Origin of the sequence: Citricoccus sp., from assembly GCF_032154715.1 — a bacterium.
Lineage (GTDB): Bacteria > Actinomycetota > Actinomycetes > Actinomycetales > Micrococcaceae > Citricoccus.
On sequence record NZ_JALDXU010000013.1, the window covers coordinates 23262 to 49960 of the forward strand.

The following is a 26699-nucleotide window of genomic DNA, read 5'->3' on the forward strand; positions in this document are numbered from 1 at the left end:
GGAGCGCGGCGCCGGCGGGACTGTCGCCTGGTGTCGCGGCCAGTGGACCTGAACATGGGCTGGTTGTCACCTGACCGCGTCACCCAGACTCGCTTGCTACGTTGCCCAAGCCACCATCGAAAGGACGGTATTCGCAGTGCCACTCACCACGCGATCCAGTGCACGATTCAGCACGAGCAAGAAGCTCCTGACCAGCGTCGCCCTGGTCGGTTCCCTGTTCGGTCTCGCCGCGTGTGGCGGCGGCGACGCCGGGGGCTCTGCCGAGGCTGACGGCAGCCAGAGCGCCAGCGCCGGGGCCTCCCAGCCCGCTTCAGAAGGTGCTCAGGCGGCTCCCGAGGACGCCCAGCCGTCCATGCCGGAACCGGACGTGGAGAATGTCCCTGACGTCGTGGCCACGGTCAACGGCGAGGAGATCACCGGGGAGGAATTCACTGCGGCCTATCAGGCACAGTTCCAGCAGATGGCCATGCAGTCGCAGATGTCCGGCCAGGAGATGAACCAGGACGAGATGAAGAAGCAGCTGGCCGAGTCCCTGGTGGGCACGGAGTTGCTGGTCCAGGACGCCGAGGAGCAAGGTCACTCGGCCACCGAGGAGGACGTCAACGCCTTCCTGGAGGAGACCGCGAAGTCCAGTGAGTTGGGCTCGGTGGACGAACTGATGGCCACGTTTGAAGAGCAGGGCTACCCCGAGGACCAGGTCCGCGCTGACGCCCAGAAGCAGTTGATGCTGGACCAGTCCATCGAGACCATGGACATCCCGGAGCCTTCCGACGAAGAACTCAAGGAGCTCTACGACTCCTCGATCGCAGCCCAATCCGAGGCTCAGGGAGGCGCGAGCGCCCCTGCCGAGGGTGGCGAAAGCGCCCAGCCGGAGACTCCCTCTTTCGAGGAGCTCAAGCCTCAGCTGCAAGAGCAGGTCAAGTCGCAGAAGGAGAATGAGGCCCTGACCCAGAAGATGGAGGAGCTCCGCGGGGCAGCCGAGGTGGAGATCAAGCTGTAGCCCGGTCCACGCCGACTCTCCGGCTCACACCAGCTGTCCGGTTTGTGGCCGCTCTCCGGCCCACACCAGCTGTCCGGTTCGTGGCCGCTCTCCGGTTCGGCCACGGGAACCTCATCCCAGTGGGATCCTCCGGCAGCACCTGCTCCTCGAGCAGGTGCTGGATCCGCTGCTGGAGCGCCGTTGCCTCGAACCGCGTGAGGTGTTCGGCCAGTGCCGCAGGCACTTCATCGGCGAGCGGGGCGACGTCGGCCAAGAGGCCGGCGTCGACCTGCTCGCCGGCGAAATCCCAGATGACGGTGCGCAATTTGAACGGTGCCGCAAAACAGAGACCGTGGTCGATTCCCCACAGGCGACCGTCAGTGCCGTGCAGGACGTGTCCTGCCTTACGGTCGGTGTTGTTGGCCACGAGGTCGAAGACGGCCAAGCGCCGTAGCTGGTCGAGGTGGGCGGGGCCGCCGTCGACCAGGGTGAAGTAATGCTCGCTCGGGTCATGTTCGATGAACATCTGCAACGAACCGACCCCGAAGGGGCCTTCCTCCCGGATGACGGTCCCCGGGACCACACCCCACCCGAGCGACTCGCTGAGCAGGTAGGCGGCACGCTCGCGGCGGTACAGCCCGGGCGGAAAGTCCCTCAGCGGCCGCTCGCCGTACTCCGGCTTGTAGATCGCCCAGCTCCGCTGCGTTACGGGTGCGGAGCTGTTCTTCTCCGGCTCATTGACCACCTCGACGAGAAACGTCTCGTTACTGCTGTGGGCCAATTGGCCGAGGAGCCGGATAGAGCCCCGTTCGAGCAGATCGATGTCTCGTTCAGCGCATCGTGCATCACGCTTTTCATCCCGTCGCTCGATCTCGCCCATGTCTTGTGGCCTTCCCTGACGGGACGCCTACGACGCCCTGAGCTGAGCCAGGGTGTCCTGCGTCGAGTTGACGGTGAGCACCACGGGATCGCGACCGTCCTGGTAGGACAACGCGGAGACCGAGCAGGGGCCGATACTCAGCCGCTGGAACCGGTCCAACGGAGTTCCCATGGCATCGGAAACGGCCACGCGAATAGGATCCGCATGGGAGTAACACACGGCCGTCCCACCGTCATGGGCTCGCCGTAGCCGATCCAGGGTGGCCGCCATCCGGTCCCTGATCTCCACGAAGCTCTCCCCCTCGGGAAACCTGAACGCCGAGGGGCGTTGCTGAACAGTCTTCCATTCGGGCTTGCGGTACAGGTCGGCGAGCTGGGCTCCTGTCCAGTCACCGAAGTCCCCCTCCAACAGCCCGTCGTCCTCCACAACGGGCACCCCCGTCCGCGCCGACGTGGGCAACGCCGTCTCGAGGGTTCGCTCCAGGGGCGAGGCATAGATGGCATCGATCCGCAGAGCCGCGAGCCGCTCGGCGACCCTGCCCGCCTGCTCCACTCCGGCCTCTGAGAGGTGCAGGCCGGGCGCACGGCCGGGCAGCACCGTCCCCGTGGTCGGCGTCTGGCCGTGCCGCACCAACAGGATCAGAGTGGTCGGGGCCTCTGGTGGGGATGATGGCGTCTCGTCTCGTGGCATCCCGGCCAGCCTAAGCGGGCGACCGTGAACAGTCACGGCGTGGAGACCAGCAGTCCACCTGCACCCCACGGGTCGTGCTCCGACGTCGGTCATGGCCCTTCTGAGGAGGGTCCAGGCGCGATGCAGATCCTCCGGTGATGCAGGCCTGGGGACGATGTGGGTCTCTGTACGCGCTGGGTTGCCGCCGATAGCGTGAGCCTCATGGCCACTGATCCTGATCCCACGCCGCCCACGTTCGCCTCGCCTGCGGCGACCTCGCCCACGACCGCCCCGCCCCCGATCGGCACCCTCGCCGAATTGCGTGCCACCGGCCACGAACAGCGATCCCTGCGGGAGGAGATCCGCGCCAACCTCCTGGCGGCCCTGGCCGACGGTCGTAACCCGTGGCCCGGATTGCACGGCTTCGACCGAACGGTCATTCCCCAGCTGGAGAGGGCCTTGATCGCCGGACACGACGTCGTCCTGCTGGGAGAACGAGGACAGGGCAAGACCCGGCTGCTGCGAACCCTGAGCGGATTGCTCGACGAATGGTCGCCGGTGATCACCGGGTCCGAACTTAACGAACACCCCTATGAACCCCTCACGTCCGAGACCCGGGCACGGGCCGCGCGCGACGGCGGTCGGTTGCCTGTGGCCTGGAGGCACCGTTCGGAGCGGTATGTCGAGAAACTCTCGACGCCGGACACCTCCGTGGCCGATCTGATCGGCGACGTGGATCCGATGCGCGTGGCCGAAGGCCGCCGGCTGGGCGACCCGGAAACGATCCACTATGGGCTCGTCCCCCGGTCCAATCGCGGGATCGTCGCCCTCAACGAACTCCCGGACCTGGCCGAACGGATTCAGGTGGCCCTCCTGAACGTCATGGAGGAACGGGACATCCAGATCCGCGGTTACGTGCTGCGTCTGCCCCTGGATGTGCTGGTGGTCGCCTCCGCCAACCCGGAGGACTACACCAACCGCGGCCGCATCATCACTCCGCTCAAGGACCGCTTCGGAGCGGAGATCCGCACTCACTACCCCCTTGAGCTGTCCCACGAGATCGCGGTGATCCGGCAGGAGGCACGACTGACCGCGGAGGTCCCGGACGTGATCCTGGAGATCTTGGCCAGGTTCACCCGTGCCTTGCGTTCCTCGAGCGCTGTCAATCAGTCCTCCGGAGTCTCGGCCCGCTTCGCCATTGCCGGTGCCGAGACCGTCGCCGCCGCAGCCCGCCATCGGGCAACCGTTCGAGGCGACGAGCCGGTGGCACGCCTCGTGGACCTGGAATCCGCTGCGGAAGTGCTCGGTGGCAAGATCGAGTTCGAGTCGGGTGAGGAAGGGCGAGAGGACGAGATCCTCGAACACCTCTTGCGGACCGCGTCCGCCCAGACCGCCCGGGAGCATTTCGCGGGCCTCGACTTCGCACCATTGGTTGACGCCTTCGACGGCCACCGCACCACCACCGGCGAACGTGTCACCGCGGCCGAGTTCCTGGCGGATCTGCCCGACCTCGAGGACCCGGCCTTGTACGACGAGATCGCCCACCGGCTGAGCGACACGGTCACCGGCGCGTCCATCCCACAGACGGAGGCCGGAGGAAGCGCCACAGGCGGCACCATGAGCGGCACCACAGGCGATCTCCCAGCAGGACATCCCGCTGCGGGGCAGAGACCGGACTCGGCCGCCGGGCGAAGTCGGGTGCGAAGTCTCGGGCATCGGGCTGGCGCCATCGAGCTGGCTCTCGAAGGCTTGTACCTGGCCCGTGAACTCTCCAAGGAGTCCGACGACGGCCAGACCATCTACGGATAGGAGTCACTGCCCACCCGGCAACTCGGCAACTCGGCACCCCGGCACCCCGGCACCCTCGAGCCAGGTCACGCCGCGCCCCGCTGGTCTGCTTCGCCGTCGCCTTCAACGTGTCCTTCGCTGCGTCCCTCTTCTTTGCCGCGTCCTTCGATGCGGCATTCCTCTTTGCCGTGTCCTTCGCTATGACCTTCGCCCTCGCCTTCGCCCTCGCCATCGCGTGGGCCTTGACCTGAGCCTGGCCCTGGCACTGGGCCTCTGTTTTCGGCCTGGCTTGGACGTCTCTGACCGTTGGTGAGGGTGGGGTTACTGGAGCCCGTCCGCCAATAGTGGTTGCGGCGCGGCGTCTGGGTGGGGTCGTGATAGCGCGCCGGAATGAACCACGGAATCCCATCGACGACCTCGATCTCCCAGGCTCCGGCGTGCACGGCATGGTGATGGTGTGAGCAGAGCAGGACTCCGTTGTCCACACTGGTGGGACCACCGTATTCCCAGTGCTGGATGTGGTGCGCTTCGCACCACGGGGCGTAGATCGAACAGTCCGGTGCCGCGCAGCCGCCGTCCCGGGCCGTGATCGCCCGTCTGAGCTTGCGCGTGAAAAGCCGTTGAGACCGCCCCACATCCAGCACCTCTCCCTTGCCACCGAGCACGACCGGGATCAGGTCACTGTCACAGGCAAGCTGCCGGATCATGACCGGACTCACCGGACCGGTATAGGCGGCCTGGGCGAGCAGGTGACCGGTGGCTTCTGGTGGAACGGGCGCGTGACGCTCCCGGCACTGTCCGGCCAGGGTCTGGTAGTCGATCGTCACCAACACCTGGGGCCGCGACCCACCGCCGATGTCCGGCCGGTCGGTGCCCAGAGCACCCTCCGCACCATCTCTCGACCCCGGTGACTGTGTCGAGGTGAGGGCCAAGGCGCCGGTCAGGGCACTCACCAGAGCATCGAGCCGCTTCTGTGCCTGACTGCGTGAATCCAGTGCCGCCCTCTCATCGACCTGACCAGCCCAGGGCTCCGCAGCGGTAGCCCTTCGCGGGTCGGCCACACGGTGAGTCCCCGTACCGCACTCGTCCCCTGTCAACGCAACAGGGTCGGCTCCGGGACCGGTCTCGCGCTCGCCGTCGCGTCCGCGTTCGCGTTCGCCCATGATGCCGGCTGAGTTCCGAACCCCAGCGTCAACTTCCGTACCAGCGCTCTCGCCGTGGCACGGGTCTTTGTGAGGATTGGTGGCATCGGCGGCGATGGTCTGCAGGACCTCATGCTGGAGATCCGTAGCCAACAACAGCCACCGGTGCAGGTTGGCGTGGCCTTTGCCCTGGTAGAACAAGCCCTGGGCTGCGTTGGCCTGGGCGTCCGTCGGTTCCAGGCCATCCGGGTTGACCAGCGCATCGAAGCGCTGGCGCCAGTGCGAGCAGACCTTCTTCACGGTTTCGGGATCCGACTGGCAGGCGTGTCCGACGAGGATCCGTTCCCCTTCCGTGACCAGGCCGTGGACGAGGTCCGGATCGGCACCGGCCAGCCCGGCGTCCCGGGCAGCCTCAACCAGGGTTGCCGCCACGGTGTCCACCGAGATCGGATCCATGGTTGCCTCGGCCACGGCGCGAGCCAGCTCCGGCAGCTTCGGAGCGAGCACGGCATCGGGCTGCAAGCAGCTCGGGTCATGGCTGGCCATCACGCACTGTGCGCGCGCCACTCTCTTCTTTGCCTCGACCCGATGGATCCGCAAGGTCTGCCGAAGATAGTCCGCGCCATCGCGGTACGCGGTCTTTCCCTCCGGTATCCCCAATACCTCACGCCGGGTGACGTGGAGGTCGAAGATCCGATCCGCGTGCCCCGCCAATCCGGTCCGAGCCGCGTCGAGCCACCGGGACAGTTCCTCCACCTGAGACAGAACGGCGGGCAAGGACGCCGCCGATGTCTGGGCAGAACGGATGTCAGTACGGGGATCGGTGGCCGTCTCGCCGGGAGTCCCGTCGGCTTCATGAACACACTCGCCGGGCTCCTCGTCAGTGCCATGGACATAGAGACCCCATAGATCCGACCGATCGACCTCCGATTCCTCAGTGCAACGGTCGAGCCACCCCAACAAGTCCGGATCTGCGGCCCGTACCGCCACCTCCTCCACCAGCACGCGGGCGGCCGCCAAAAGTTGGGGCAGGTCGAGAGTGGATGCCTGCTCCTGATCGATCAACACCATCCCCACCTCCTCCGTTCATCCCGTTCCAGCACGCCCCCCAATGTCAGAATCGATGACGGTGCAGACCCACACCGCTCGACATTGGAGTAACCCCTGTTCGACATCCATCGGATTGACTAGTACATCTATTCGAACACAGCACACGGACGTGGTACGACGCCACTACCGTTGCCTGCGGACAACTCTCCGAGCCGGAGACGCCTGTGCAGGAAGAAGGCCGCCGCACACCCCACGGCGACACCGGCAGACCGTCAGCGGCACCGGCAGACCGTCAGCGACCCGGGCAGACCGTCAGCGACCCAGAACCAACGCAACGATTCCGGAAAATCCGGTGGCGCCGACGTCGGGACGACGTAGAGTGGCGCTGGAAGGCTGAGGCCCCGCATCGGGGGAAGGAGTCACCGTGAGACACCACCAGTCCTCACGCTACGGCCGCTACGACGGCGGCCCCGATCCACTCGCACCGCCGATCGACCTCTCCGAGGCACTCGACGCCGTGGCCGATGACGTCATGGCCGGATACTCCCCCGCACAGGCCCTGCGCGAGTTCCTGCGCCGCGGCGGACGGACGATGGCCGGTCTGGACGAGCTCGCCGGTCGGGTCCAGCAGAAGCGACGCGATCTGCTCGGCCGACACCGCCTAGACGGCACCCTCCAGGAGGCGAAGAAGCTGCTGGACGAGGCCGTCCTCGAGGAGCGCAAACAGCTGGCCCGCGACATCCGGATGGACGACACCGACCGCGCCTTCCGGGAGATGCAGTTGCAGAACCTCCCCGCTTCCACTGCCGCTGCCGTCACCGAGTTGGCCGATTACGACTGGCAGTCAGACACCGCACGGCGTGCCTTCGAGGAGATCAAGGACCTGCTCGGCCGCGAGTTGCTCGACCAGCGGTTCGCTGGCATGAAGAACGCACTGGAGAACGCCACCGATCAGGACCGGACGGCCATCGCCGCCATGCTCCGGGACCTCAACGAGCTGCTGGACAAGCACGCCCGCGGTGAGGACACCCCGGAGGACTTCCAGGACTTCATGGACCAGCACGGCGACCAGTTCCCCGAAGGCCCGAAAGACATCGACGAACTGATCGACACGCTCGCCCAGCGCTCCGCCGCGGCCCAGCGCATGCTCCGCTCCATGTCCCCAGAACAGCGGGAAGAACTGATGGCCCTGGCCGCGCAGGCCTTCGGCTCCGCGGACCTCCTGGACCAGCTGAACCGTCTCGACGCCAACCTCCAAGGCCTGCGCCCCGGCGAGGACTGGACCGGGGCTGAACAGTTCGACGGCGGCCAGGGGCTCGGCCTGGGAGACGGCACCGGGGTCTTCCAAGACCTGGCCGAACTCGATCAGCTCAGCGACCAGCTCTCCCAGTCCACCCCGGGTTCCACCCTGTCAGACGTGGATGTGGACCGGCTGGCCCGCCAGCTCGGGGACGAGGCCGCCGCTGACGCCAGGACCCTCGAACGACTGGAGAAAGCCCTCCGGGACAGTGGCCTGCTGCGACGCGGCGCCGACGGGGATGTCAAGCTCTCCCCGAAAGCCGTCCGCAAGCTCGGCACCTCCCTGCTCAAGGACGCCGCCAGCCGTCTCTCGGGACGACAGGGCCAGCGAGATACCCGACGGGCCGGGGCTGCCGGCGAACTCACCGGTTCGAGTCGGGCCTGGCAGTACGGGGATGTCGAGCCCTGGGACGTCACCCAGACGATCACGAACGCGATCAGCCGCACGGTCGCCGAGGGCAGCGATCCCCGGGCCGGCCTGCGGATCGAGGTGTCCGACGTCGAGGTCCAGGAGACCGAGGCCCGCACCCAGGCGGCCGTGGTGCTCCTGGTGGACACCTCGTTCTCGATGGCGGCGGAGGGGCGCTGGGTGCCCATGAAGCGCACCGCGCTGGCCCTGCACCACCTCGTCGCGACCAGGTTCCGTGGCGACCAGCTGCAACTCGTGCAGTTCGGCCGCTACGCGCAGCGCGTGGACATCGACGAGCTCACCGCCCTGCCGCCCATGCGCGAACAGGGCACCAACCTGCACCATGGGCTGATGCTGGCCACCCGCTTCTTCCGCCAGCACCCCACCCTGCAGCCGGTGCTGCTCATCGTCACCGACGGCGAACCGACCGCGCATCTCCTGCACCATGGCGGTGCCGGCCCCGAGGCGTGGTTCTCCTACCCGCCCGACCGCGAAACGTTGCGCGCCACCATCGCCGAACTCGACCGCGTCGGCCGGATCGGTGCTGAGACCACCTTCTTCCGGCTGGGGTCCGACCCGGGTCTGGTGGATTTCCTCGCCGCCATGGCCCGCCGGGTGGACGGCCGCGTGGTGGCACCGGAGGCGGAAGACCTGGGCGCCGCTGTCGTGGGCGAATTCCTCCGCTCGCGCTCGCACCGTTCGGACCGACCTGATCCGGACTGGACTGACTGAATTCTGACTGGACTGACTGACTGACCAACCGTCTGACGGGCCGTCACTGCGCCGCAGCGCGGCCGTCCGCGCGCCGGGGGCGTCCAGGACCGTCGAGGGGTCCAGGTCGGGTTGAATGGGTGGATGCACATCGTCCTGGGCCCGGCCCCTGATCCGGCACCCGGCTCGAACGCCGGGCCATCCGGCCCATCGACGCAGGACAGCCGGTCCGAGCGATCCGGGCACTCCGGGCAGTGGCTGCCCGTGCTGGTCGACGACAGCCGGATCGACCCCCTTCCCCCGGTCGCCGCCGCCGCGCTCCCCGATCTGGTGCACGCTCTGCCCGCACGGCTCGGGCTGCACCCCGAGACCGTGCGCTGGGTGTTCGCCTCGGTCGCTCGGGACTACCGGCCGCTGCTCGAGGCCGGCGTGGAGATCGGCCGGTGCTGGGACCTGGGCCTGTGCCAGCGCATCCTCACCACCGCCGCCGTCCCCGATTCATCCACCACCTCCACCTCCACTACCCCGCCCACCGGCACCCCCTACTCCCCGACCGTCTCCGTCCCGGTGCTGGAACCCCAGCCGTGGACAGTAGAGCCACCAGTCGCGCGGGCGGATCAAGGCACGTTCTTCGACCTGCCCTCCACCAGTCGCCAAGGACAGGATGCCCCCACGGCTTCCGAGCTGGCGCGCGAACTGGTGGCCCAGCTGACCGCGGTGGCAGGATCTCCACACCGCCACCGGCTCAAGCTCCTCTTGGCCGCCGAGTCCCAGGGCGCCCTCATCGCGGCGGAGATCCTGCACGAGGGCCTGCCCTGGCGCCGCGACCTCCACGAGCAGATGCTCGCTGAGGTGCTGGGCCCGCGTCCGGCGGAGGGACAGCGTCCCCGGCTCCTGCAGGTGCTCGCGGAGAACATCGCCGTCACCCTCGGAGTGCCCGGCCTCAACCCGGATTCACCCCAGGACCTGTTGCGCGGGCTCCATCTCGCCGGCGTCCGGGTGTCCTCCACCCGGGCCTGGGACCTGAAGGGCTGGGCCGCTGAGGGCGGCGCCGACTCGGAACGGCGGTCCGGGCTGATCTCCGGGGTGCTCGAGTACAAACGCCTGTACCGCCTGTGGACGGCCAACGGATGGCACTGGCTGGACGAGTGGGTGCGGGACGGCCGCTTCCATCCGGCCTACTCCGTCGGCGGCGTGGTGACAGGCCGGTGGGCCGCCCACGGCGGGGGCGCCATGCAGATCCCGGCGGTGGTCCGGGACGCCGTCCGAGCCGATCCGGGGCATCTGCTCACCGTGGCCGACGCCTCCCAGGTGGAGCCGCGCATCCTCGCCGCGATGTCCGGGGACCGAGCCCTGGCCGAGGCCGGCTCCGGTCACGACCTCTACCTGGCCGTCGCCGAGCAGGGACGGCGCGCCGGCTCCGAACTCGGCGAGCGCTCCCGGGCGAAAGTGGCGCTGCTGGGTGCCATGTATGGCGCGACGACGGGTGATTCAGCCGCGCTGATGCCCCATCTGCGCCGGTTGTTCCCCGAGGCCATCGCCCTGTTGGAGCGCGCCGCGCGACGCGGTGAGGAAGGCGGGCAGGTCTCCACTTGGCTGGGGCGCACCTCCCCGCCGGCCGCGCCGGAGTGGCTCGCGGTCACGGGAAACGTGTCCACGGCTGAGGCGGAGGCGCGGGCCCGGACCGTGCGCCGGTCGGCCGGCCGGTTCACCCGCAACTTCGTCATCCAGGGCACCGCGGCAGAATGGGCCTTGTGCTGGATGGGTGAGATCCGGCGGCGGTTGCGCGACAGCACCACCCCAGCCCACGGGAGTCCGCATCCCCTGGAGACCCGCCTGGTGTTCTTCGTCCACGACGAGGTGGTGCTGCACGGCCCCGCCGACGAGGCGCCTGCGGTGCGGCAGATCGTGACGGAGGCGGCCCAGGCCGCGGGACGGCTGTTGTTCGGTGCCGCCCCGGTGGAGTTCCCGCTCTCGATCTCCGCTGCCGAGTCGTACGCCGCGGCCCATTGACCAGGTCTGAGCCCGTTCAGAGCCCGAGATCGCGCCCGATGAGTTCCTTCATGATCTCGTTGGAGCCGGCCCAGATCTTGTTGACTCGGGCGTCCTTCCAGGCGCGGGCCACCCGGTACTCGTTCATGTAGCCGTAGCCGCCGTACAACTGGACACAGTGGTCGATGACCTCGTTCTGCACGTCCGAGGCCCAGTACTTGGCCTTGGCCGCGTCCACGGCGGAGAGCTCGCCGGCGGTATGGGCCATGATGGCGTCATCCAGGAAGGCCTGGGTGACCTCGACCTTGGTCACGAGCTCGGCCAGCAGGAACTTGTTGTGCTGGAAGGCCCCGATCGACTGCCCGAAGGCCTTGCGCTCCTTCGCGTAGCCGATCGTCTCGTCCAGGATCTGACGGGCGTGGGCGAGCCCGTAGACGGCGGCGCCCAGACGTTCCTGCGGGAGGTTCTTCATCATCTGGATGAAACCGGTGTCTACGTGGCCGATGATGTTCTCGGCCGGGACGCGCACATCCGTGAAGAACAGTTCGGCGGTATCCGATTCAGGCTGGCCAACTTTGTCCAGCTTGCGGCCCCGCTCGAAGCCCGCCATCCCGGCCTCCACGCCGAACAGGGTGATGCCCTTGGCCTTCTTCTCCGGGCTGGTGCGGGCGGCGACCACCACCAGGTCGGCGGAGTAGCCGTTGGTGATGAAGGTCTTGGAACCGTTGACGACCCACTCGTCGCCGTCGCGCACCGCGGTGGTCTTGAGGTTGGCCAGGTCGGAGCCGCCGGACGGCTCGGTCATGGCGATGGCGGTGACGATGGAGCCCTCCGCCACGCCTGGCAGCCACCGGGCGTGCTGCTCGGGGGTTCCGAGGTCCACGATGTAGGGCGGCACGATGTCCGCGTCGATGCCCACGCAGGAGGAGATGGCGAAGCTGGCCTTGGCCAGTTCCTCGAAGACCACCGCGTTGAAGCGGTAATCCTGCGGATAGCCACCGCCGAACTCCTCCGGAACCTCCAGTCCGAGCAGGCCCTGCTGGCCGGACTGCAGCCAGAACTCCCGCGGCAGGCCTTTGGCCTCGGCCCAGGCCTCGATGTTCGGGGTGACCTGGCGGCTGACGAACTCGGCTACGGCATCGCGGAAGTCTTCATGTTCGGTCTCGAATATGCGGCGGCGCACGGTGGTCCTCCCGGAGCGGTGGTGACTGGGTGTGACACCACGATACTACTCGTGAGTAGCTTAGGTTTCGAGCCCTGGCCCGCCGGCATGCACCGATCGACAGGGTGCCGGTGCCCATGACAACGGCTGGATAGCCCGGGGCAGGTGCCGGGTGTCAGGCGACCCGCACATCCTGGGACTACGGCGCCGCGGGCGAACCCGAGCCCGACGCCGTCGGGTTCGGCGATCCGGACTCCGAGGGAGCCGGACTCGGGGATCCGGACTCCGAGGGCGTCGGGGCCGGGGCCGTCCCGCTGGGCGCTGGCCCCGAGGGTGAGTCCGCATCCGGGTTGTCCGGCGTCCCATCAGCGGCGTCTCCGGGCCGCTCGGGCTCGTTGCCCGGCTCGGTGCCGTCTCCGCCCATCTGGTAGCGGTCACGGGATCCCGGGTTCTGGATCGGCGAGTCCTGGGCCGCCCGGAACTCCTCGGCGGGGAACTGCTCCGCCGTCTGGCCCATGTAGTCGAACCACTGGGGTGCCGCGAGGGTGCTGCCCCAGAAGTCCTCGTGGCGCTGCCCGTTGACGGGTACGCCGGCCAGGGACTGCAGGTCCTGGTAGCGCCCCACCCAGCTGGCCGTGGACAACCCGGAGGTGTACCCGATGTACCAGGTGGAGGACTGTGCGTTGTTGGTGCCGGTCTTCCCGCCCATCGGCGCCTGCTCTACGGTCTCGGTCTGACCGGTCTCATCCGCGGTGCGCTGGGCGATGTTGGTGAGTGTCTCGTTCAGTTGGGCGACCACCTCGGGATCGAGCGCCTGGTCGCATTCCGGTGCGCCGACGTCGTACTCCTTGCCGCTGGCGTCCGTGACGGAGACCAGGGAGCGCGGGGCGCAGTACTGGCCGTCATTCGCGAAGGCCGCGTAGGCGGCGGCCTGCGTCATGGGTGCGAACTCCTCGGCACCGAGGATGAAGGACGGGTTGGCGGGGTTCAGGGCCTCGCCGTCGTCCGCGCGGTGCACGCCGAGGCGCGTGGTCAGGTCCGTGACGTCACACAGGTCCAGCTCCTCGGCCATGTTGACCATGACGGTGTTGGTGGACCAGTAGAGGCCGAAGTCCGCGGTCATCTCCCGCTTCATGTTGTCGATGACGTTGTTGACCTTCCAGCCGCCCTCATCGGGAATGGAGATCGAGCCCCCCTCCTGGCAGGAGGCCTTGAACTCGGATCCCTGGGGCCAGTGGTCCTGGGAGGCGTCCACCATGTCATACATGGACCGGCCGCTCTCGAGCCAGGACGCCGCCACATAGGGTTTGAGCGAAGAGCCGCCCTGGAAGCCGTTGCCGCCCCCCTGGGCCGCGTCCACGTTGAAGTTCAGCACGGTGTTGCCGGCGTCCTCGCTCTCCTCCGGCGAGTAGTTGGTGTTCTGTGCCATCGCCTTGATGTTGCCGGTCCCCGGCTCCACCGTCACGAGGGAGGCACCGGCACCCGAGGCGTCCCCGGCGGGGGCCGTCTTCTCCACGGACTGCTGAGCCTGGTCCTGCAGGCCGGAGTCCAGCGTGGTGGTGATCTCCAGGCCGCCGCGGTTCAGCAACTGCTCGCGGGACTCGACGTCTGGCCCGAAGGCCTCGCTCGCGAGGATCTCACGGTGCACGTAGTCACAGAAGTACGGGGCCTGGGAGGCGGAGATGCAGCCCGTGGCCTCTTGGTGGATATCCAGGCCGAGCTCCGCGCTGGTCGCCTCCTCGTGCTCCTGCTCGGTGATCTTGCCCTGGGCCAACATGGAGTTCAGCACGATGTTGCGCCGCCCCACCGACGCCTCGGGGTTCGTCTCCGGGTTGTAGCCGTTCGGGGACTTCACCACCCCGGCGAGGGTGGCCGCTTGGGCGATGTCCAACTCTGCGGCGGGAATGCCCCAGTAGTACTGCGCGGCGGCCTCGACACCGTACGTGCGGCCGCCGAACAGCACGAGGTTGAGGTATCCCTCCAGGATGTCCTCCTTGGACATCTGCTGCTCCGCCGAGACCGCCAGCTTCATCTCCTTGAGCTTGTCCGCATAGGTCTTCGTGCCCGAGATCGTCAGCCGCTCCTCACCCCGGAGCATGTCCGCATTGATGAGCATGTTGTTGACGTACTGCTGTGTGATGGTGGAGGCACCCTGCTGGGAACCGGAGGACGCGTTGGTGACCAGTGCGCGCCCGATGCCCTGCGGATCCACCCCGCCGTGCTCGTAGAACCGCTCGTCCTCGATCGCGATGATCGCGTCCTGCATGTCCTGGCTGATCTCATCCAACTCGACCGGCTGGCGGTTCTCCGCATAGAACGTGGCCAGCTCCGTGCCGTCCTCGGCGAGGATGCGGGAGGGCACGCTGACGGGCTCCTCCCGCAGCTCCGCCGGGAACTGCTCGATCATGTCCGAACCCGTAGACGCCGTGGCACCGCCGGTGACGGCCAGCGGCAGGAACAGCCCCGCCACGAGGAGTCCTGCGAGCGCGCTCACCCCGAAGAACGAGAGGATCTTGCCGAGCGTGGTGGACGTGGCTCTGCGGACAAAACTCATTCAAGCCACGGTGTCAGGGTTTTCTGAACGAAACCTTGGCGTTCGGCGCCGCAAGGACGTCTCAGCGGTGCCGGCGGCAGCGGGCCTGGTATTGTCCCGCCCCGCCCACATGCTCGGCGGTGGTCTCCAGGGAATTCCCGACGCCGGCACCCGCACCTTCCCCCGCGACCGGAACCGTGGTCTCGGGGCCAGGCGCAGCCGTGTCAGTTCCGAGTACTCGATCCTCCGCGCTCGGCGACCCGGCCGTGCCGCGCCCGGCGACGCGCCGGTGGAAGGCCGCGTCGGCTCCGCATACCGCGCATACCGCCAGCAACTTGGTCACCTGTTCGGCACCGGCCATGAGTTCCGGGAGGGGCTCGAAGGGCTGGCCGTCGAAGGTCAGGCAGAGGCCGGACACCACCACGGTGACGCCTCGCTCCGCCAGCTCGACGACCACCGGCACCAGGTCCGCTCCGAAGAACTGAGCCTCGTCGATGGCGAGCAGGTCGAGGGGACGTACCGGTCCGGCAGCTGATCCGGAGGGCCCGTTCACCAGGTCACGCACCGCGGCCGCACTGCTGACCGACGTCGCCGGGAGGGCACCGCCGGCGTGCGAAGACACGGTGCCGGCGCCCCGTCGCGCATCCAGCGTGTGGTTGACCACCATGACCGTCAGCCCGGCGATCGTGGCACGGCGGACCCGGCGCATGAGTTCTTCGGACTTGCCGGCGAACATCGGGCCGGTGATGACTTCGAGGCGCCCGCGCCCCCCGTCTGACTCCATGGCGGATTTCATGCGACCACTATGGCAGGCGGGAAGGTACCGGCCAAGGGTGCTGATCCACGGCCCAAGGGTGCTGGTCCCTGGCCGGCTGGCCCTCACCGAGAGCGGTGAGGGCCACGATGTCTGCGGACCAGTCCTCCCCTTCCGCCCTACAGCACCATCGCGGCGATGATGCCGCCGAAGAACAGCGGGACGTTGAAGTGCAGGAACGTGGGCACGCAGGTGTCCCAGATGTGGTGGTGCTGGCCGTCCACATTCAGGCCGGAGGTCGGGCCGAGGGTTGAGTCCGAGGCGGGTGAGCCGGCGTCGCCGATGGCCCCGGCCGCGCCCACCAGTGCCGCGGTGGCCAGGGGGCTGAAGCCGACGGCGGCGCACAGCGGCACGAAGATCGCCGCCAGGATCGGGATGGTGCCGAAGGAGGAGCCGATGCCGATGGTCACGAGCAGGCCGACGACCATCATCACCACGGCGGCCAGCAGCTGGCTGTCCCCGATCCAGCCGCTCGCGGAGCTGACCAGATCGTCCACGGCCCCGGTCTCGGTCAGCACGGAGGAGTAGCCGGAGGCCACGAGCATGATGAAGGCGATGGTGCCCATCATGGTCACGCCACCGTGGGCGAGCTCGTCGGAGGTCCGCCAGCGCTCGCCGCGGAACACGAAGATGACCAGCACGCCGCCCAGCGCGGCGATGACCAGCGAGCCGAAGACGATCTGGAGCACCAGGGTGACCGCCAGGGCGATCAGCACCACGATGTGCTGACGGGTCCAGCCGGTGCTCTCGGCACGGACCCGGGCACTTGTCTCAGCACCGGCTCCCGCGCCGGCCAGGCCACCGGACTCGCCGGCGGATCCGAAGAGGGCCGCACCGAGGCCGGTGGTCGCATCCCGGTACTCGCGCGGACGGCGGTAGGTCACCAGGATCGCGATGACCAGGCCGACCAGCATGCCGGCCACCGGGATGGCCATGGCCAGGGAGATCTGGGAGAGTTCGACGTCCATGCCGTAGGCGGCCATCTCGTCCAGGATGATGTTCTGGAAGATCAGGCCGAAACCGAGCGGGATCAGCATGTAGGGCGCCTTCAGCCCGAAGGTCAGGGCCGTGGCCACGGCCCGGCGGTCCATCTTCATCCGGTTGAACACCGTCAGCAGCGGTGGGATCAGGATCGGGATGAAGGCGATGTGGACCGGGACCAGGTTCTGGGAGAGGCACGCCAACCCGGCAATCCCGAACAGCGTCATGGCACGCTTGCCACGCAATTTCGGCAGGATCCAGCGGATGAGCTTCTCGGTGATGCCCGAGCGGGCGACCATGACCGAGAGGATGCCCAAGAGGATGTAACTCAGCGCCGTCTCACCCTGCCCGCCGAGACCATCGACCAGGGTGGACACGGTGTCCTCGACCGACAGCCCGGACATCAGCCCGGCCACCAGGGCGGCGATGAGCAACGCGACGATGACGTTGACCCGGGCCAGGCTCAGGGCGGCGAGCACCAGGACGGAGACGACGACGGGGTTCAGGAGCACGGCGGTGATGACCTCGAGTTCAGGTGCCGATGCGACGGCGTGATGGGATGCACGAGTGCGCGGTGGCGCCAACGGATTTGCGCCCCGGAGAGTCTACCGGGCGCCCACCGCTCGGCTGACTCCAACTCTCATGAGCGGCTGAACCGGCCTGGTTAGACGGCTGAGTCCGTCGGCTGAGTCTCTCGACCCGTCGACGCACCCGCTTTCCCCACGTCGAAGGCCGGCCGTCGCCCGAAGTAGAAGAATCCGGACAGCATCGCGATGAGCAGGAGGACCAGCATGCCGACCAGGAGCGGGTACGGGCCGAACTGCACGAGCAGCGGAATGGACGCAGCCGTGATGATGCCCCCGCCGAAGAACGGCTCGAAGACCAGCTGCTTGTAGCCGAAGGCCTCGTAGGCGGGGCTCTTGGCCTCCGGGTCGGCCATGCGCAACAGCATCAGCCCCGTGGCCGTGACCCCCATGGACTGGCCGAAGTCACTGACGCCGCGCTCAAACCAGAAGCTGCGCAGATACCGCGGTGCGAACACGAAGAAGACCAGGACGTTCCAGGCGACACCCGCTGCCGCGAGGATCATGAAGGGCTCGAGATTGCTCGCGATGGCGTCCAAGGACAACGTGGCCAGGGCGGCGATGATGAGCACATCGAGGGACATCCCCTGGATGCGCTCCATCATGCCGCGGTCGATCATCTCCGCCTTGTCGAAGCGGTCCACGAAGACCTGGATGATGACGCCGCCGAGCATCGCCAGCGGGAACAGCGGCACGTAGGCGAAAATCTCCACGACGTCCGCCCACAGCGCTCCTTCAAGGGCCTGCAGGCCGGAAAGGAGCACCTGTCCGATGAGGATGGCCCCGGCCACAATGCCGATGTGGAAGGTCATCGACTCGATCGCCGATCCACGGGTCGTCAGAGTCGATCCAGAGGGGCGTTCGCCCTTCGGATGGATGCCGCGGCGCTCCGAGGCGGACATCTCGGCGGCGGCGTCCAAGACGGCGGACCGGCCGCTGCGGGCGGCCCAGTTGACGGCGATCACGCCGATGATGACGCCGGACACGATGCCGACGGTCGCCATCGCCAGGGCCAGGTCGCCGCCCTCCGCGAAGCCGAGCTCCGCCATGACCGGGGCCATCCCGGCAGCCGTCCCGTGACCGCCCTCGAAGCCGATCTCGATCAGGGCCCCGAACATCGGGCTCACGCCGAAGACGGGACCCAGCAGGAGGACCACCAGCAGGATGCCGATGACGTACTGGCCACTGGCGAAGGTGACGCCCAGGGAGAGTTGGGGGCCGAGAAGGCGGACTGCACGCCGCGGCGACGGGATGCGCGTGCCGAGGAACAGGGTGGCGAAGACGACGCTGATGAGCAGGCCGGGCAGTTCGCCCCAGATGTCCAGGACCCCTGCCCCGAACAGCCCACCCTCTTCCAACGCCGGCAGACCGGCCCACCCCGCGAGGCGACCCAGGATCTGGGGACCGAGCAGCAGGCCGATGAACCCCGCAATGATGGACACCGGCAGGAACAGCTTCTGGCTCACCTTCCACGTGGAGCGCACCAGCATCCCCACCAGTGCGAGCACTCCCAGCAGGAGGATCGCCAGCCCAACCGTTGTCGCTTCCATCAGTACCCCTCACCGTTGCCGACCAGATAACTCCAGTGCACGCTAGCAGGCGACCAGAGCTTGCCTTACCGAACCACTTCGCGGTATTGGCCGTCCACGCGACGGGTCCAGCCGCGGGAGTCGAGGTGCTCGAGCACCGGGATCGCCACCCGACGGGAGGTTCCCAGTGCCTGACGGGCCTGGCTGGTGGTGAAGGGCTGATCGAGCCGGGCCAGTTCGCGCATGGCCAGGACCGGTGCGGTGGGCAGCAGGACGACCGACCCGTCCAGCCGCAGGAGCCGGCCGGCGCGTTCGGCGGCAGCCAGCTCCTTGGCGCCGAGGTTGAGGGCGGTGAGGTCGTGCCCCTCGGGCGCGTCGAAGGGGCGTGCCGCGAGACGGCGCTCGAGGGCGGCGATGGCCTGTTCCGCCGGGCCCAGACCCGCGCGGAGACCGGGCCGGCAGACGTAGCCGTCCCGGTGCTCCAGCCCCGCCTCAGCGATCACGGCGTCGAGGAGATTGCCGTCCCCGTCTGCGTCCAGCTGAGCGGCCGCAGCACCGCGGCTCAGCCCGGCGGCCAGGGGGTCACTGTCCGCCAGCGCCTCCACGGCCTCCCGCAGTCGCACGGCCCATCGGTCCACCACGGGTGCGTGCACCCACCAGTCGCCGTAGACCCGGACGTCGGCCGGAATCCCGCCCTGACGTGTCGTTCGCTCCCCCGGCGTCCCCTCCTGCGTCGGCCTCGCCTCCGGGGGCACCAGGCCGAGTCGCTGGAGGAATGCCCTTCGCACCGCGCCCCGGCGCATGACCTCAAGACGGGCGTCGCCGCCGTCGGGCACCGTCTCGAGGTAGGCCGTGTGCCGGGTGCCGGCCCCGCGCCGAGTGAGCACCGGCGGATCCACGTCCAGCACCCGGGCGCCGCCGAACACCGCACGGCTGCCGGGGTCGCGCAGTACGAGCCGGTCCCCCGGCACCAGCGGGAGGGTCCGCTCGAACGTGAGCCGGGCGTGACGTGCGTTGAAGGGCCGCACACGAGCGGGCACCGTCGCGGTGCCGACGTGCACGAGCAGCCGCCCGGGCGCCTCGGTGAGATCGGTGCCGGTGGTGCGCCGGATGTCCACGGCGCCGGCCACCGGCCAGGCTCCGGGCGTCACCAGGGCGTCCCCCCGGTGGACCTCCTCGGCGGTGGTGCCACGCAGGTTCACGGCAACGCGCTGGGTCGGACCGATCGAGGCGTGCGGGCGATTTCGGCTGTGCAGGGCACGCACCGAGACGGCACGCGGGGAGTCGGCGCCGAGCACCTCGAGGCGCTCGTTCTCGGCCAGCGTCCCGGCCGTCAGAGTGCCGGTCACCACGGCGCCGGCTCCCTTGACGGTGAACGAGCGGTCCACCCAGAACCGGACGCGCCCCGCCATCGCGGGCGCGGGAAGGTCTGCCAGCACCCGGCCCAGCTGACGCCGCAGCTCCTCCAGCCCGGCTCCGGACAGCGCTGACACGACGACGGCCGGCGCCCCGGCCAGCGAGGTCCCGGCGAGCTCGGCGCGGGTCTGCGCCAGCACGGAGTCCACCCGCTCCGCGGCGCGGTCCGCCTTGGTGATCACGATGAGACCGTGCTCGATCCCGAGGGCCGCGATGGCGTCCCGGTGGTCAGCGGACTGGGCCTGCCAGCCCTCGTCGGCCGCGACGATGAAGCAGACCGCAGGGGCCGGGCCGAGGCCGGCCAGCATGTTGCCGAGAAAGCGCTCGTGGCCCGGGACGTCCACGAAGGCCACGTCCTCGCCCGAGGGCAGGGTGGTCCAGGCGAATCCGAGGTCGATGGTCAGGCCCCGGCGCTTCTCCTCGGCCCAGCGGTCCGGCTCCATGCCGGTCAGGGCGCGGACGAGGGTGGACTTGCCGTGGTCCACGTGCCCGGCGGTGGCGACGACGTACATCTCAGTGCCCGGGTCCGTCGTGCCGGTCGGGCCTATCGCTGGTGCTACCGGCGCTGGCGGTGCTGCCGGTGCCGGTGGGGTCGCTCGTGCTGGCGAGCCGTGCCTGGGCGGCGCGGACGGCGTCGGCCAGCCGGCCGTCGTCGGGCTCGGGGATACAGCGCAGGTCCACCAGGCACGCGCCGTCATGGACGCGGGGCAGCACGGCGGGTTCCCCGGTGCGCAGCAGCGGTGCCAGGTCCTCGGGGAGACGGACCGCCCAGCCGGGCAGGGGGACGCCCGGGGCGCCCCCTCCCCCGACGCGGCCCTCGTGCCTCACGACCGATGCGCTGACGGCGGCAGCGAGGTGATCGGCGCGCTCGCGCAGGCGCGCGGGGTCCGCGTGCAGCGACCGGTCGACCGGGCTGGGACCGGCGGTGAGGGTGGCCTCCAACGCGGCGAGGGTCAGCTTGTCCGCCCGCAGGGCGCGGGCGAGCGGGTGGGTGGCCAGCCGCTGGATGGTGCGGCTGCGACCCAGGAGGATCCCGGCCTGCGGCCCGCCGAGCAGCTTGTCTCCGCTCGCGATCACGACGTCGGCTCCCGCCGTCAGGGCGCCGGCCAGGTCCGGCTCGTCCGGCAGCAGGGGGTCCGGGGTGAGGAGGCCGCTGCCGACGTCCACGATGAGGGGCACGGGCAGCCCGTCGTCGCGGTCGATAGCCGCCTCGTCCGCCAGCGTGCGCAGATCCTCGACCGCCACGGAGGAGGTGAAGCCGTCGACGCGGAAATTGCTGGGGTGGACCTTGAGCAGGCCGGTGGTCCGTGGACCGATGGCGTCGGCGTAGTCGGCCCGGTGGGTGCGGTTGGTGGTGCCGACCTCGCGCAACAGGGCGCCGGTGGAGGCGATGAGGTCCGGCAGCCGGAAGCCGGCCCCGATCTCCACGAGCTCGCCTCGGCTGACGATGAGCTCCCCGGTCCCGGCGAGGGCCGTGGTGGCCAGGACGAGGGCCGCGGCCCCGTTGTTGACGACGAGCGCGTCCAGATTCTCCGGCACGGCCTCGTGGACCGCAGCCGGGAGAGCGGCCAGCAGGGCCTCCCGGGTGCCGGTGCCGCGTTTCGACCGCTGGCCGCTGGCCAGGTCCAGCTCCACGTCCACGTATCCGCTGGACGCGACGAGCGCCTCCACGGCAGCCCGGGACAGCGGGGCCCGGCCCAGGTTCGTGTGGACCACCACGCCGGTGGCGTTGAGGACCGGCCGGAGGGTGGTGGCGGTGCGGGAGGCGACGGCGGCGCGAACGGCCGGCGGCACGTCTTCCGGGGTGATCTCCCCGCTCCGGGCGCGGGACTGGGCCTGCGTGATCAGGGAGCGGAGAACGGCCTCGCTGAGGCGGGACCGCGCGTCGACGACCTCGGGCAGCGCGAACAGGGTGTCCGTGCGCGGGATCCGGCGCCGGGGATCCTCCGCGCGCCCCGGTGGTTCAGCGGTCACGGGTTCTCCTTCCGGTACCGCCCTGCGGTCATGGTGCTCGGCCGGCCCGTGCGGGCGGGTGGGCGGGCGGTGACGTTGGCGGAAGCGGACGGGAATCGAACCCGCCAGACCGAGATACTCGGTCTCACCGGTTTTGAAGACCGGGGTGACCACCAGGACACAGACGCTTCCGTCCCTGAAACTACCAGCAGATCCACGGCGGGCCGGTCAGCGGCCTGAGCAACGCACCGGGCGGCGGACTAGGGTGTGGCCATGGAGCCCAACCCCACCACTCGTGACGACATCCACCAGATCCGGCTCACCCAGTACGGCCACGGCGGCGGCTGCGCGTGCAAGATCCCGCCGGGTGAGTTGGAGGAGGCCGTCCGTGGGCTCGGCGGTCAGACGAATCCGGGCGTCATCGTGGGACTGGACGACGGTGACGATGCCGCGGCGGTGCTCCTCCGGGACGGGCTCGCCGTCCTGTCCACCGCGGACTTCTTCACCCCCATGGTGGACGACGCCTACGACTGGGGCCGGATCGCCGCCGCCAATGCACTGTCAGACATCTACGCGATGGGCGGCACCCCCGTCGTCTCGATCAACCACGTGGGCTGGCCCCGGGGCGTGCTGCCCATGGAGGTCCTGACCGAGGTGCTCCGGGGTGGCCTGGACGTGGCCCGGCTCGCCGGCACGCCCGTCATCGGTGGCCACACCATCGACAACCCCGAACCGATCTACGGCATGGCCGTGACCGGCACCGCCCATCCGGACCGGCTGCTGCGCAACGACGCCGCGCAGCCCGGCCTGCCGATCACCCTCACCAAACCGATCGGCGTCGGGCTGTTGAACAACCGGGTGAAGCAGACCGGCGAGCCCTCCCCGGCCGCGATCGAGTCGATGACCTCCCTGAACCGGGAGGCCGCCGCGGCCGCCCTGGCCGCGGGCCGCACCGCCGCCACGGACGTCACCGGCTTCGGACTGCTCGGACACCTGCACAAGATGGCCCGGGCCTCCGGCGTCGGTGCCGTGATCGACCGCGCCGCCGTGCCCCTGATCGAGGGGGCCGCCGAGGCGCTGCGGGACGGCTACGTCTCCGGCGGCACGCGCCGCAACCTGGACTGGGTGCGGCCGCATCTCACCGCCGGGGCCGGCATCACCGAGGACGACCTGCTGCTGCTGGCGGATGCTCAGACCTCGGGCGGCCTGCTCGTGGTCGGTGAGGTGCCGGGCTACCCGGTCATCGGGGAGACGGTGAGCGGGTCCGGGATCGCCGTGAGATGACCGAGTCGGTCATCTCCTCCAGCTCCCTGCCCTTGGTCTCCGTCACGAACCACCACACGAAGATGAAGGACAGCGCGGCCATCGCCGCATAGAGGCCATAGGCCAGACTCAGACCGGCATCCGCCAGCATCGGGAACGTGGTGGACACCGCGAAGTTGGCCGCCCATTGGGCTGCGGCCGCCACCGCCAGGGCACCGGCGCGGATCCGGTTGGGGAACATCTCCCCCAGCAGCACCCAGACGAGAGGTCCCCAGGTGGCCCCGAAGAACACCACGAACGCGTTGGCCGCCACCAGGGCCACGGTCGCCCAGGCTCCGCCGAGCTCGGCGCTGGTGGTGCCGTCGGGGGCCGTGGTGGTGGTCGCGAAGGAGAACGCCACGGCCATCAGGGCCAGGGAGACCGCCATGCCCAGGGAACCCACGAGCAGCATGGGCCGCCGGCCGACCCGGTCCACCAACAGGATCGCGATGATCGTCACCACGATGTTCGTCACCGAGGTGATCACCGAGACGGTCAGGGCATCGGATTCCTCGAACCCGACGGAGCGCCAGAGCGTGGTGGAGTAGTAGAAGATCACGTTGATGCCCACGAACTGCTGGAACACCGAGAGGGCGATGCCGACCCACACGATCGGTTTCAGGCCCATCAGGGATCCGGCCAGGTCCCGCAGGGACTCCCGCTTCTCCGAGTCCAGGGTGCTCTTGATCTCCTGGATCTTCAGGTTGACCTGTTCCACCCCGGTGAAGTCGTAGAGCACCTGGGCGGCCTGATCCAGCTTTCCCCGCGCCACCAGGAATCGCGGCGACTCGGGCAGCCGGAAGGCGAAGATCCCGTAGAGGACCGCCGGGACGGCCTCCGCAATGAACATCCACCGCCAGGCCTCCAGCCCCCACCAGAACGGTTCGGCGGCGCCCCCGGCCAGGTTGGCGAACAGCGCATCGGAGAGCAGGGCCACGAAGATGCCGGTGACGATGGCCAGTTGCTGGAGCGAGCCCAGGCGGCCGCGGACCCCGGCGGGGCTGACCTCGGCGATGTAGGCCGGGGCGATCACCGAGGCCGCTCCCACGCCCAGGCCCCCGATCACGCGCCAGACGATCAGGTCCCCGACGCCGAAGGCCAGTCCGGAGCCGATCGCGGACACCAGGAACAACACGGAGGCCAGCAGCATCACCGGGACGCGGCCGAGCCGGTTGGCCACGGGCCCGGCGAACCAGGCGCCCACGGCACAGCCGATCAGGGCCGAGGACACGGCGAAACCGGTCAGCCCCGCCCCGAGCGAGAACTGTTCGGACAGGGCATCGACGGCGCCGTTGATGACCGAGGTGTCGAAGCCGAACAGGAAGCCGCCGAGCGCAGCGGCGATGCAGATGCCGATGACGCGGGCGTTGAGCCTGCTGGTGGGGTCTTTGGTGACCATGGGATTCCTTGCGGTGACGAGGACAGATGGCGTGATGTGGAACACCGTACGCCTTGACACCGGTGAATCGAAGGAACGGCGGCTAGCGGACGGTCGTGATCGAGTCGTCCGTGATGCCGGCCCGACGGCGGGCGGCCAGGCGGCGCTTCTGCGGCTCAACCGTGTACCTCGGATCCCGGGCGGAGTCCTTGCCGGCATAGAACACCCCGAAGCGCGTGAACGCGGAGGCGGTCACCAGGGCGGCACCGGACAGGGCAGCCACCACGCGGTGCCGACCGCCCAACAGGGTGCCGATGCCGCCGGCGATCGCCAGCCGCTCGCTCCAGGTCATCAGCATCCCGGGCCGGCCGGTCTCCAGGGGCTCCACCGCGACCGGGTCCATCCGGGCCTCCATGAAGCGGGTGGCCACCACATCGGCCACCACGCCGAGGACTGCGAGAGCCCGGGCGGGCGCCGTCTCGCGCACCGGCGTCGTGATCATGGCCATCCCGGAGGCGGCGATGGAGGCGGAACTGACGAACACGAACGGCAGATCATCCTTCGCGTCGTTCCAGGTGGGCATGGCCGTGTCCGAGAGCAGCACCGCCGTGTACCCGGCCAGCGGGGCCCCGAGCAGCGCGGCCAGTCCGCCGGCCGGTCCCTCGACGGCCCGCAGCATCCCGCGCAACGGTCCCAGGGGCAGCTTCTCCCCCAGCATCCGGTCCACGTCCGCCGCCGCGGCCACCCCGGCACCGGTGCTGAAGCCGGCCAGCACCCAGGAGCCCAGGCTCATCGGCGAGGACAGCTTCACCGTCCGCATCATGTTGTAGAACCGTTCGGGGCGCCCGAGGTCCGCCACCAGGGCCACGGCCCCGACGCCGGCCGCGGCCAGCGCGGTGATGCGCGTGTTCCGGCGCAGCACCTCGCGACCGGTCAGCTGGGCACCGAAGGCCAGCAGGGAGGATCCCCCGGCAATGCCGCCGCACACGAGATACGCGGCGACGCGTTCGTCCCACGGCGGTGCCTTGACGATGGGCCGGCCGTAGTAGGAGTGGGCGGAGGTGTCGCTGAACTGCGGCTCGGGCACCATGGCCATCTCGCGGCCACCGTCCGAGGTGGAGGGGGCCAGACCACTGCGGCGCCGGCGGTTGCCCTGCCCCGGACTACCCGTGCTGTCCCGGCCGTCCGCCTTCTGCTGGCCTCCCGGGCGGTCACGACGCCGGCGCCGGCGGGGTTCCTCCGGCGGCCGGTAGCTGTCGAACTCGGAGGTCGTCACCGGCGACCTCCACCGAGGAACGCCAGTCCCGCGGCGGCGACCATCCCCGCCATGGCGATCCCGGCGCGGGCGTACATCCGCGGCAGATCCCGGGTGGGCACCCTCGGGTCCGGTGGCAGGCCGTAGACCTCGGGCTCGTCCAGCAACAGGAACACGGAACCGGTGCCGCCGACCCCGTCCTTCGGATTCGCGCCGTAGAGGCGGGCCTCCGTGCGGCCCTGGGCGTGGAGCTGAGCCACGCGATCCTGGGCGGAGGCGACCATGTCCTCCCGCTCGCCATAGCGAATGGAGGTGGTGGGGCAGGCCTGGGCGCACGCGGGGGTCTGCCCATCCGTCATGCGGTCATAGCAGAGCGTGCACTTCTGCGCGACGCCGGAGTTCTTGTTCTTCTTAGGCTTGGCGGCCTTCGGCTCCTTGGAGGCCTTCTTCGCGGCCTTCTTCTGGTTCTTCTCGTTCTTGCCATCCCCCGCCCAGGGCGTCTCGGCGTGCACGCCCGGTGCGGGCGACCGGTCCGTCTTGGGTTGGGCGATGCCGTCCTTGCGGCGCTCGATCACGCCGAACGGGCAGCCGGCCACGCAGGTGCCGCAGCCGTTGCAGACATCGTCCTGGACCACCACGGTGCCGTGCTCGGTCCGGAACAGCGCTCCGGTGGGGCACACGTCCAGGCAACCGGCGTTCGTGCAGTGCTTGCAGACGTCCGAGGACATCAGCCAGCGGAACTCGGGGGTGTCCGGCGGGGTGAGGTCAACGGCGGAGGAGTCGACGGCCGAGCCAAGGGAGGACAGCACGTCCAGACCGCCCATGTCGGGTCCGGCCTGCAGGCCGCCGGCCAGGCTGGCGTGGGGGGGGGGG

18 protein-coding genes and 1 tRNA gene are annotated in these 26699 nt (G+C 69.4%); 5 read left to right on the top strand and 14 right to left on the bottom strand.

Annotated features, from left to right (window positions below):
- The first annotated feature begins 136 nt into the window (after positions 1-136).
- Positions 137-1000: a SurA N-terminal domain-containing protein gene (locus RUH65_RS04055; RefSeq protein ID WP_313815917.1), complete on the top strand. Its 864-nt coding sequence runs from the start codon at positions 137-139 to the stop codon at positions 998-1000.
- On the opposite strand, the gene RUH65_RS04060 is transcribed toward RUH65_RS04055, so the two are convergent.
- Positions 990-1859, bottom strand: coding sequence for an SCO1664 family protein (locus RUH65_RS04060; RefSeq protein ID WP_313815918.1), 870 nt, complete (start codon positions 1857-1859; stop codon positions 990-992). The two genes, RUH65_RS04055 and RUH65_RS04060, sit on opposite strands and share 11 nt — an antisense overlap.
- A 27-nt stretch (positions 1860-1886) precedes the next feature.
- Entirely contained in the window at positions 1887-2549 is a 663-nt protein-coding gene (locus RUH65_RS04065) for a histidine phosphatase family protein (protein ID WP_313815919.1), read from the bottom strand.
- Between the two features lie 201 nt (positions 2550-2750).
- Here RUH65_RS04065 and RUH65_RS04070 point away from each other — a divergent pair, with 201 nt between their 5' ends.
- Positions 2751-4337: a sigma 54-interacting transcriptional regulator gene (locus RUH65_RS04070; RefSeq protein ID WP_313815920.1), complete on the top strand. Its 1587-nt coding sequence runs from the start codon at positions 2751-2753 to the stop codon at positions 4335-4337.
- 65 nt (positions 4338-4402) lie between these two features.
- On the opposite strand, the gene RUH65_RS04075 is transcribed toward RUH65_RS04070, so the two are convergent.
- Positions 4403-6529, bottom strand: a complete 2127-nt coding sequence (locus RUH65_RS04075; protein ID WP_313815921.1) for a DUF222 domain-containing protein — start codon at positions 6527-6529, stop codon at positions 4403-4405.
- A 403-nt stretch (positions 6530-6932) separates the two neighbouring features.
- Here RUH65_RS04075 and RUH65_RS04080 point away from each other — a divergent pair, with 403 nt between their 5' ends.
- Together RUH65_RS04080 and RUH65_RS04085 are read left to right on the top strand one after the other, a co-directional pair.
- Positions 6933-8948, top strand: a complete 2016-nt coding sequence (locus RUH65_RS04080; RefSeq protein ID WP_313815922.1) for a VWA domain-containing protein — start codon at positions 6933-6935, stop codon at positions 8946-8948.
- Between the two features lie 123 nt (positions 8949-9071).
- Positions 9072-10940 carry a bifunctional 3'-5' exonuclease/DNA polymerase gene (locus tag RUH65_RS04085; RefSeq protein ID WP_313815923.1) on the top strand — a complete coding sequence of 623 codons (1869 nt, stop codon included), beginning with the start codon at positions 9072-9074 and terminating at the stop codon, positions 10938-10940.
- Between the two features lie 16 nt (positions 10941-10956).
- Here RUH65_RS04085 and RUH65_RS04090 read toward each other — a convergent pair whose 3' ends face one another.
- From RUH65_RS04090 to RUH65_RS04125, 8 genes are all read right to left on the bottom strand, one after another.
- Positions 10957-12102, bottom strand: coding sequence for an acyl-CoA dehydrogenase family protein (locus RUH65_RS04090; RefSeq protein WP_313815925.1), 1146 nt, complete (start codon positions 12100-12102; stop codon positions 10957-10959).
- 178 nt (positions 12103-12280) lie between these two features.
- Complete coding sequence (locus RUH65_RS04095) at positions 12281-14635, bottom strand: transglycosylase domain-containing protein (protein ID WP_313815926.1); 2355 nt, start codon at positions 14633-14635, stop codon at positions 12281-12283.
- Positions 14636-14696: 61 nt separating this feature from the next.
- Positions 14697-15410 (bottom strand): thymidine kinase, encoded by a 714-nt coding sequence (locus RUH65_RS04100; RefSeq protein ID WP_313815928.1) that lies wholly within the window; start codon positions 15408-15410, stop codon positions 14697-14699.
- Positions 15411-15547: 137 nt separating this feature from the next.
- Positions 15548-16921 carry an SLC13 family permease gene (locus RUH65_RS04105; protein ID WP_313815929.1) on the bottom strand — a complete coding sequence of 458 codons (1374 nt, stop codon included), beginning with the start codon at positions 16919-16921 and terminating at the stop codon, positions 15548-15550.
- 152 nt (positions 16922-17073) lie between these two features.
- Positions 17074-18543: a sodium/glutamate symporter gene (locus RUH65_RS04110; RefSeq protein ID WP_313815930.1), complete on the bottom strand. Its 1470-nt coding sequence runs from the start codon at positions 18541-18543 to the stop codon at positions 17074-17076.
- 65 nt (positions 18544-18608) lie between these two features.
- Positions 18609-20450, bottom strand: coding sequence for a selenocysteine-specific translation elongation factor (gene selB, locus RUH65_RS04115; protein WP_313815931.1), 1842 nt, complete (start codon positions 20448-20450; stop codon positions 18609-18611).
- 1 nt (position 20451) lies between these two features.
- Positions 20452-21912, bottom strand: coding sequence for an L-seryl-tRNA(Sec) selenium transferase (selA, locus tag RUH65_RS04120; RefSeq protein ID WP_313815932.1), 1461 nt, complete (start codon positions 21910-21912; stop codon positions 20452-20454).
- 76 nt (positions 21913-21988) lie between these two features.
- Positions 21989-22083: transfer RNA gene (locus tag RUH65_RS04125), tRNA-Sec, on the bottom strand.
- A gap of 81 nt (positions 22084-22164) precedes the next feature.
- Between RUH65_RS04125 and selD the strand changes: the two genes are divergently transcribed.
- Positions 22165-23175, top strand: a complete 1011-nt coding sequence (selD, locus tag RUH65_RS04130; protein WP_313815933.1) for a selenide, water dikinase SelD — start codon at positions 22165-22167, stop codon at positions 23173-23175.
- Here the strand turns inward: selD and RUH65_RS04135 are convergent.
- The 3 genes from RUH65_RS04135 to RUH65_RS04145 form a co-directional block, all read right to left on the bottom strand.
- Complete coding sequence (locus RUH65_RS04135) at positions 23132-24592, bottom strand: sugar porter family MFS transporter (RefSeq protein WP_313815934.1); 1461 nt, start codon at positions 24590-24592, stop codon at positions 23132-23134. The two genes, selD and RUH65_RS04135, sit on opposite strands and share 44 nt — an antisense overlap.
- 82 nt (positions 24593-24674) lie before the next feature.
- On the bottom strand, positions 24675-25847 hold the full coding sequence (gene nrfD, locus RUH65_RS04140) for an NrfD/PsrC family molybdoenzyme membrane anchor subunit (protein WP_313815935.1): 1173 nt from the start codon (positions 25845-25847) through the stop codon (positions 24675-24677).
- The coding region (locus RUH65_RS04145; protein WP_313815936.1) for a 4Fe-4S dicluster domain-containing protein at positions 25844-26699 on the bottom strand (856 nt) is incomplete at its 5' end. The genes RUH65_RS04145 and nrfD, both read right to left, overlap by 4 nt.

Bases quoted from the DNA above. Each gene is read 5' to 3' on its own strand.
- RUH65_RS04060 (WP_313815918.1), bottom strand. From the start codon at position 1,859: ATGGGCGAGATCGAGCGACGGGATGAAAAGCGTGATGCACGATGCGCT.
- RUH65_RS04065 (WP_313815919.1), bottom strand. From the start codon at position 2,549: ATGCCACGAGACGAGACGCCATCATCCCCACCAGAGGCCCCGACCACT.
- RUH65_RS04070 (WP_313815920.1), top strand. From the start codon at position 2,751: ATGGCCACTGATCCTGATCCCACGCCGCCCACGTTCGCCTCGCCTGCG.
- RUH65_RS04075 (WP_313815921.1), bottom strand. From the start codon at position 6,529: ATGGTGTTGATCGATCAGGAGCAGGCATCCACTCTCGACCTGCCCCAA.
- RUH65_RS04085 (WP_313815923.1), top strand. From the start codon at position 9,072: ATGCACATCGTCCTGGGCCCGGCCCCTGATCCGGCACCCGGCTCGAAC.
- RUH65_RS04095 (WP_313815926.1), bottom strand. From the start codon at position 14,635: ATGAGTTTTGTCCGCAGAGCCACGTCCACCACGCTCGGCAAGATCCTC.
- RUH65_RS04100 (WP_313815928.1), bottom strand. From the start codon at position 15,410: ATGAAATCCGCCATGGAGTCAGACGGGGGGCGCGGGCGCCTCGAAGTC.
- RUH65_RS04110 (WP_313815930.1), bottom strand. From the start codon at position 18,543: ATGGAAGCGACAACGGTTGGGCTGGCGATCCTCCTGCTGGGAGTGCTC.
- selB (WP_313815931.1), bottom strand. From the start codon at position 20,450: ATGTACGTCGTCGCCACCGCCGGGCACGTGGACCACGGCAAGTCCACC.
- selD (WP_313815933.1), top strand. From the start codon at position 22,165: ATGGAGCCCAACCCCACCACTCGTGACGACATCCACCAGATCCGGCTC.
- RUH65_RS04135 (WP_313815934.1), bottom strand. From the start codon at position 24,592: ATGGTCACCAAAGACCCCACCAGCAGGCTCAACGCCCGCGTCATCGGC.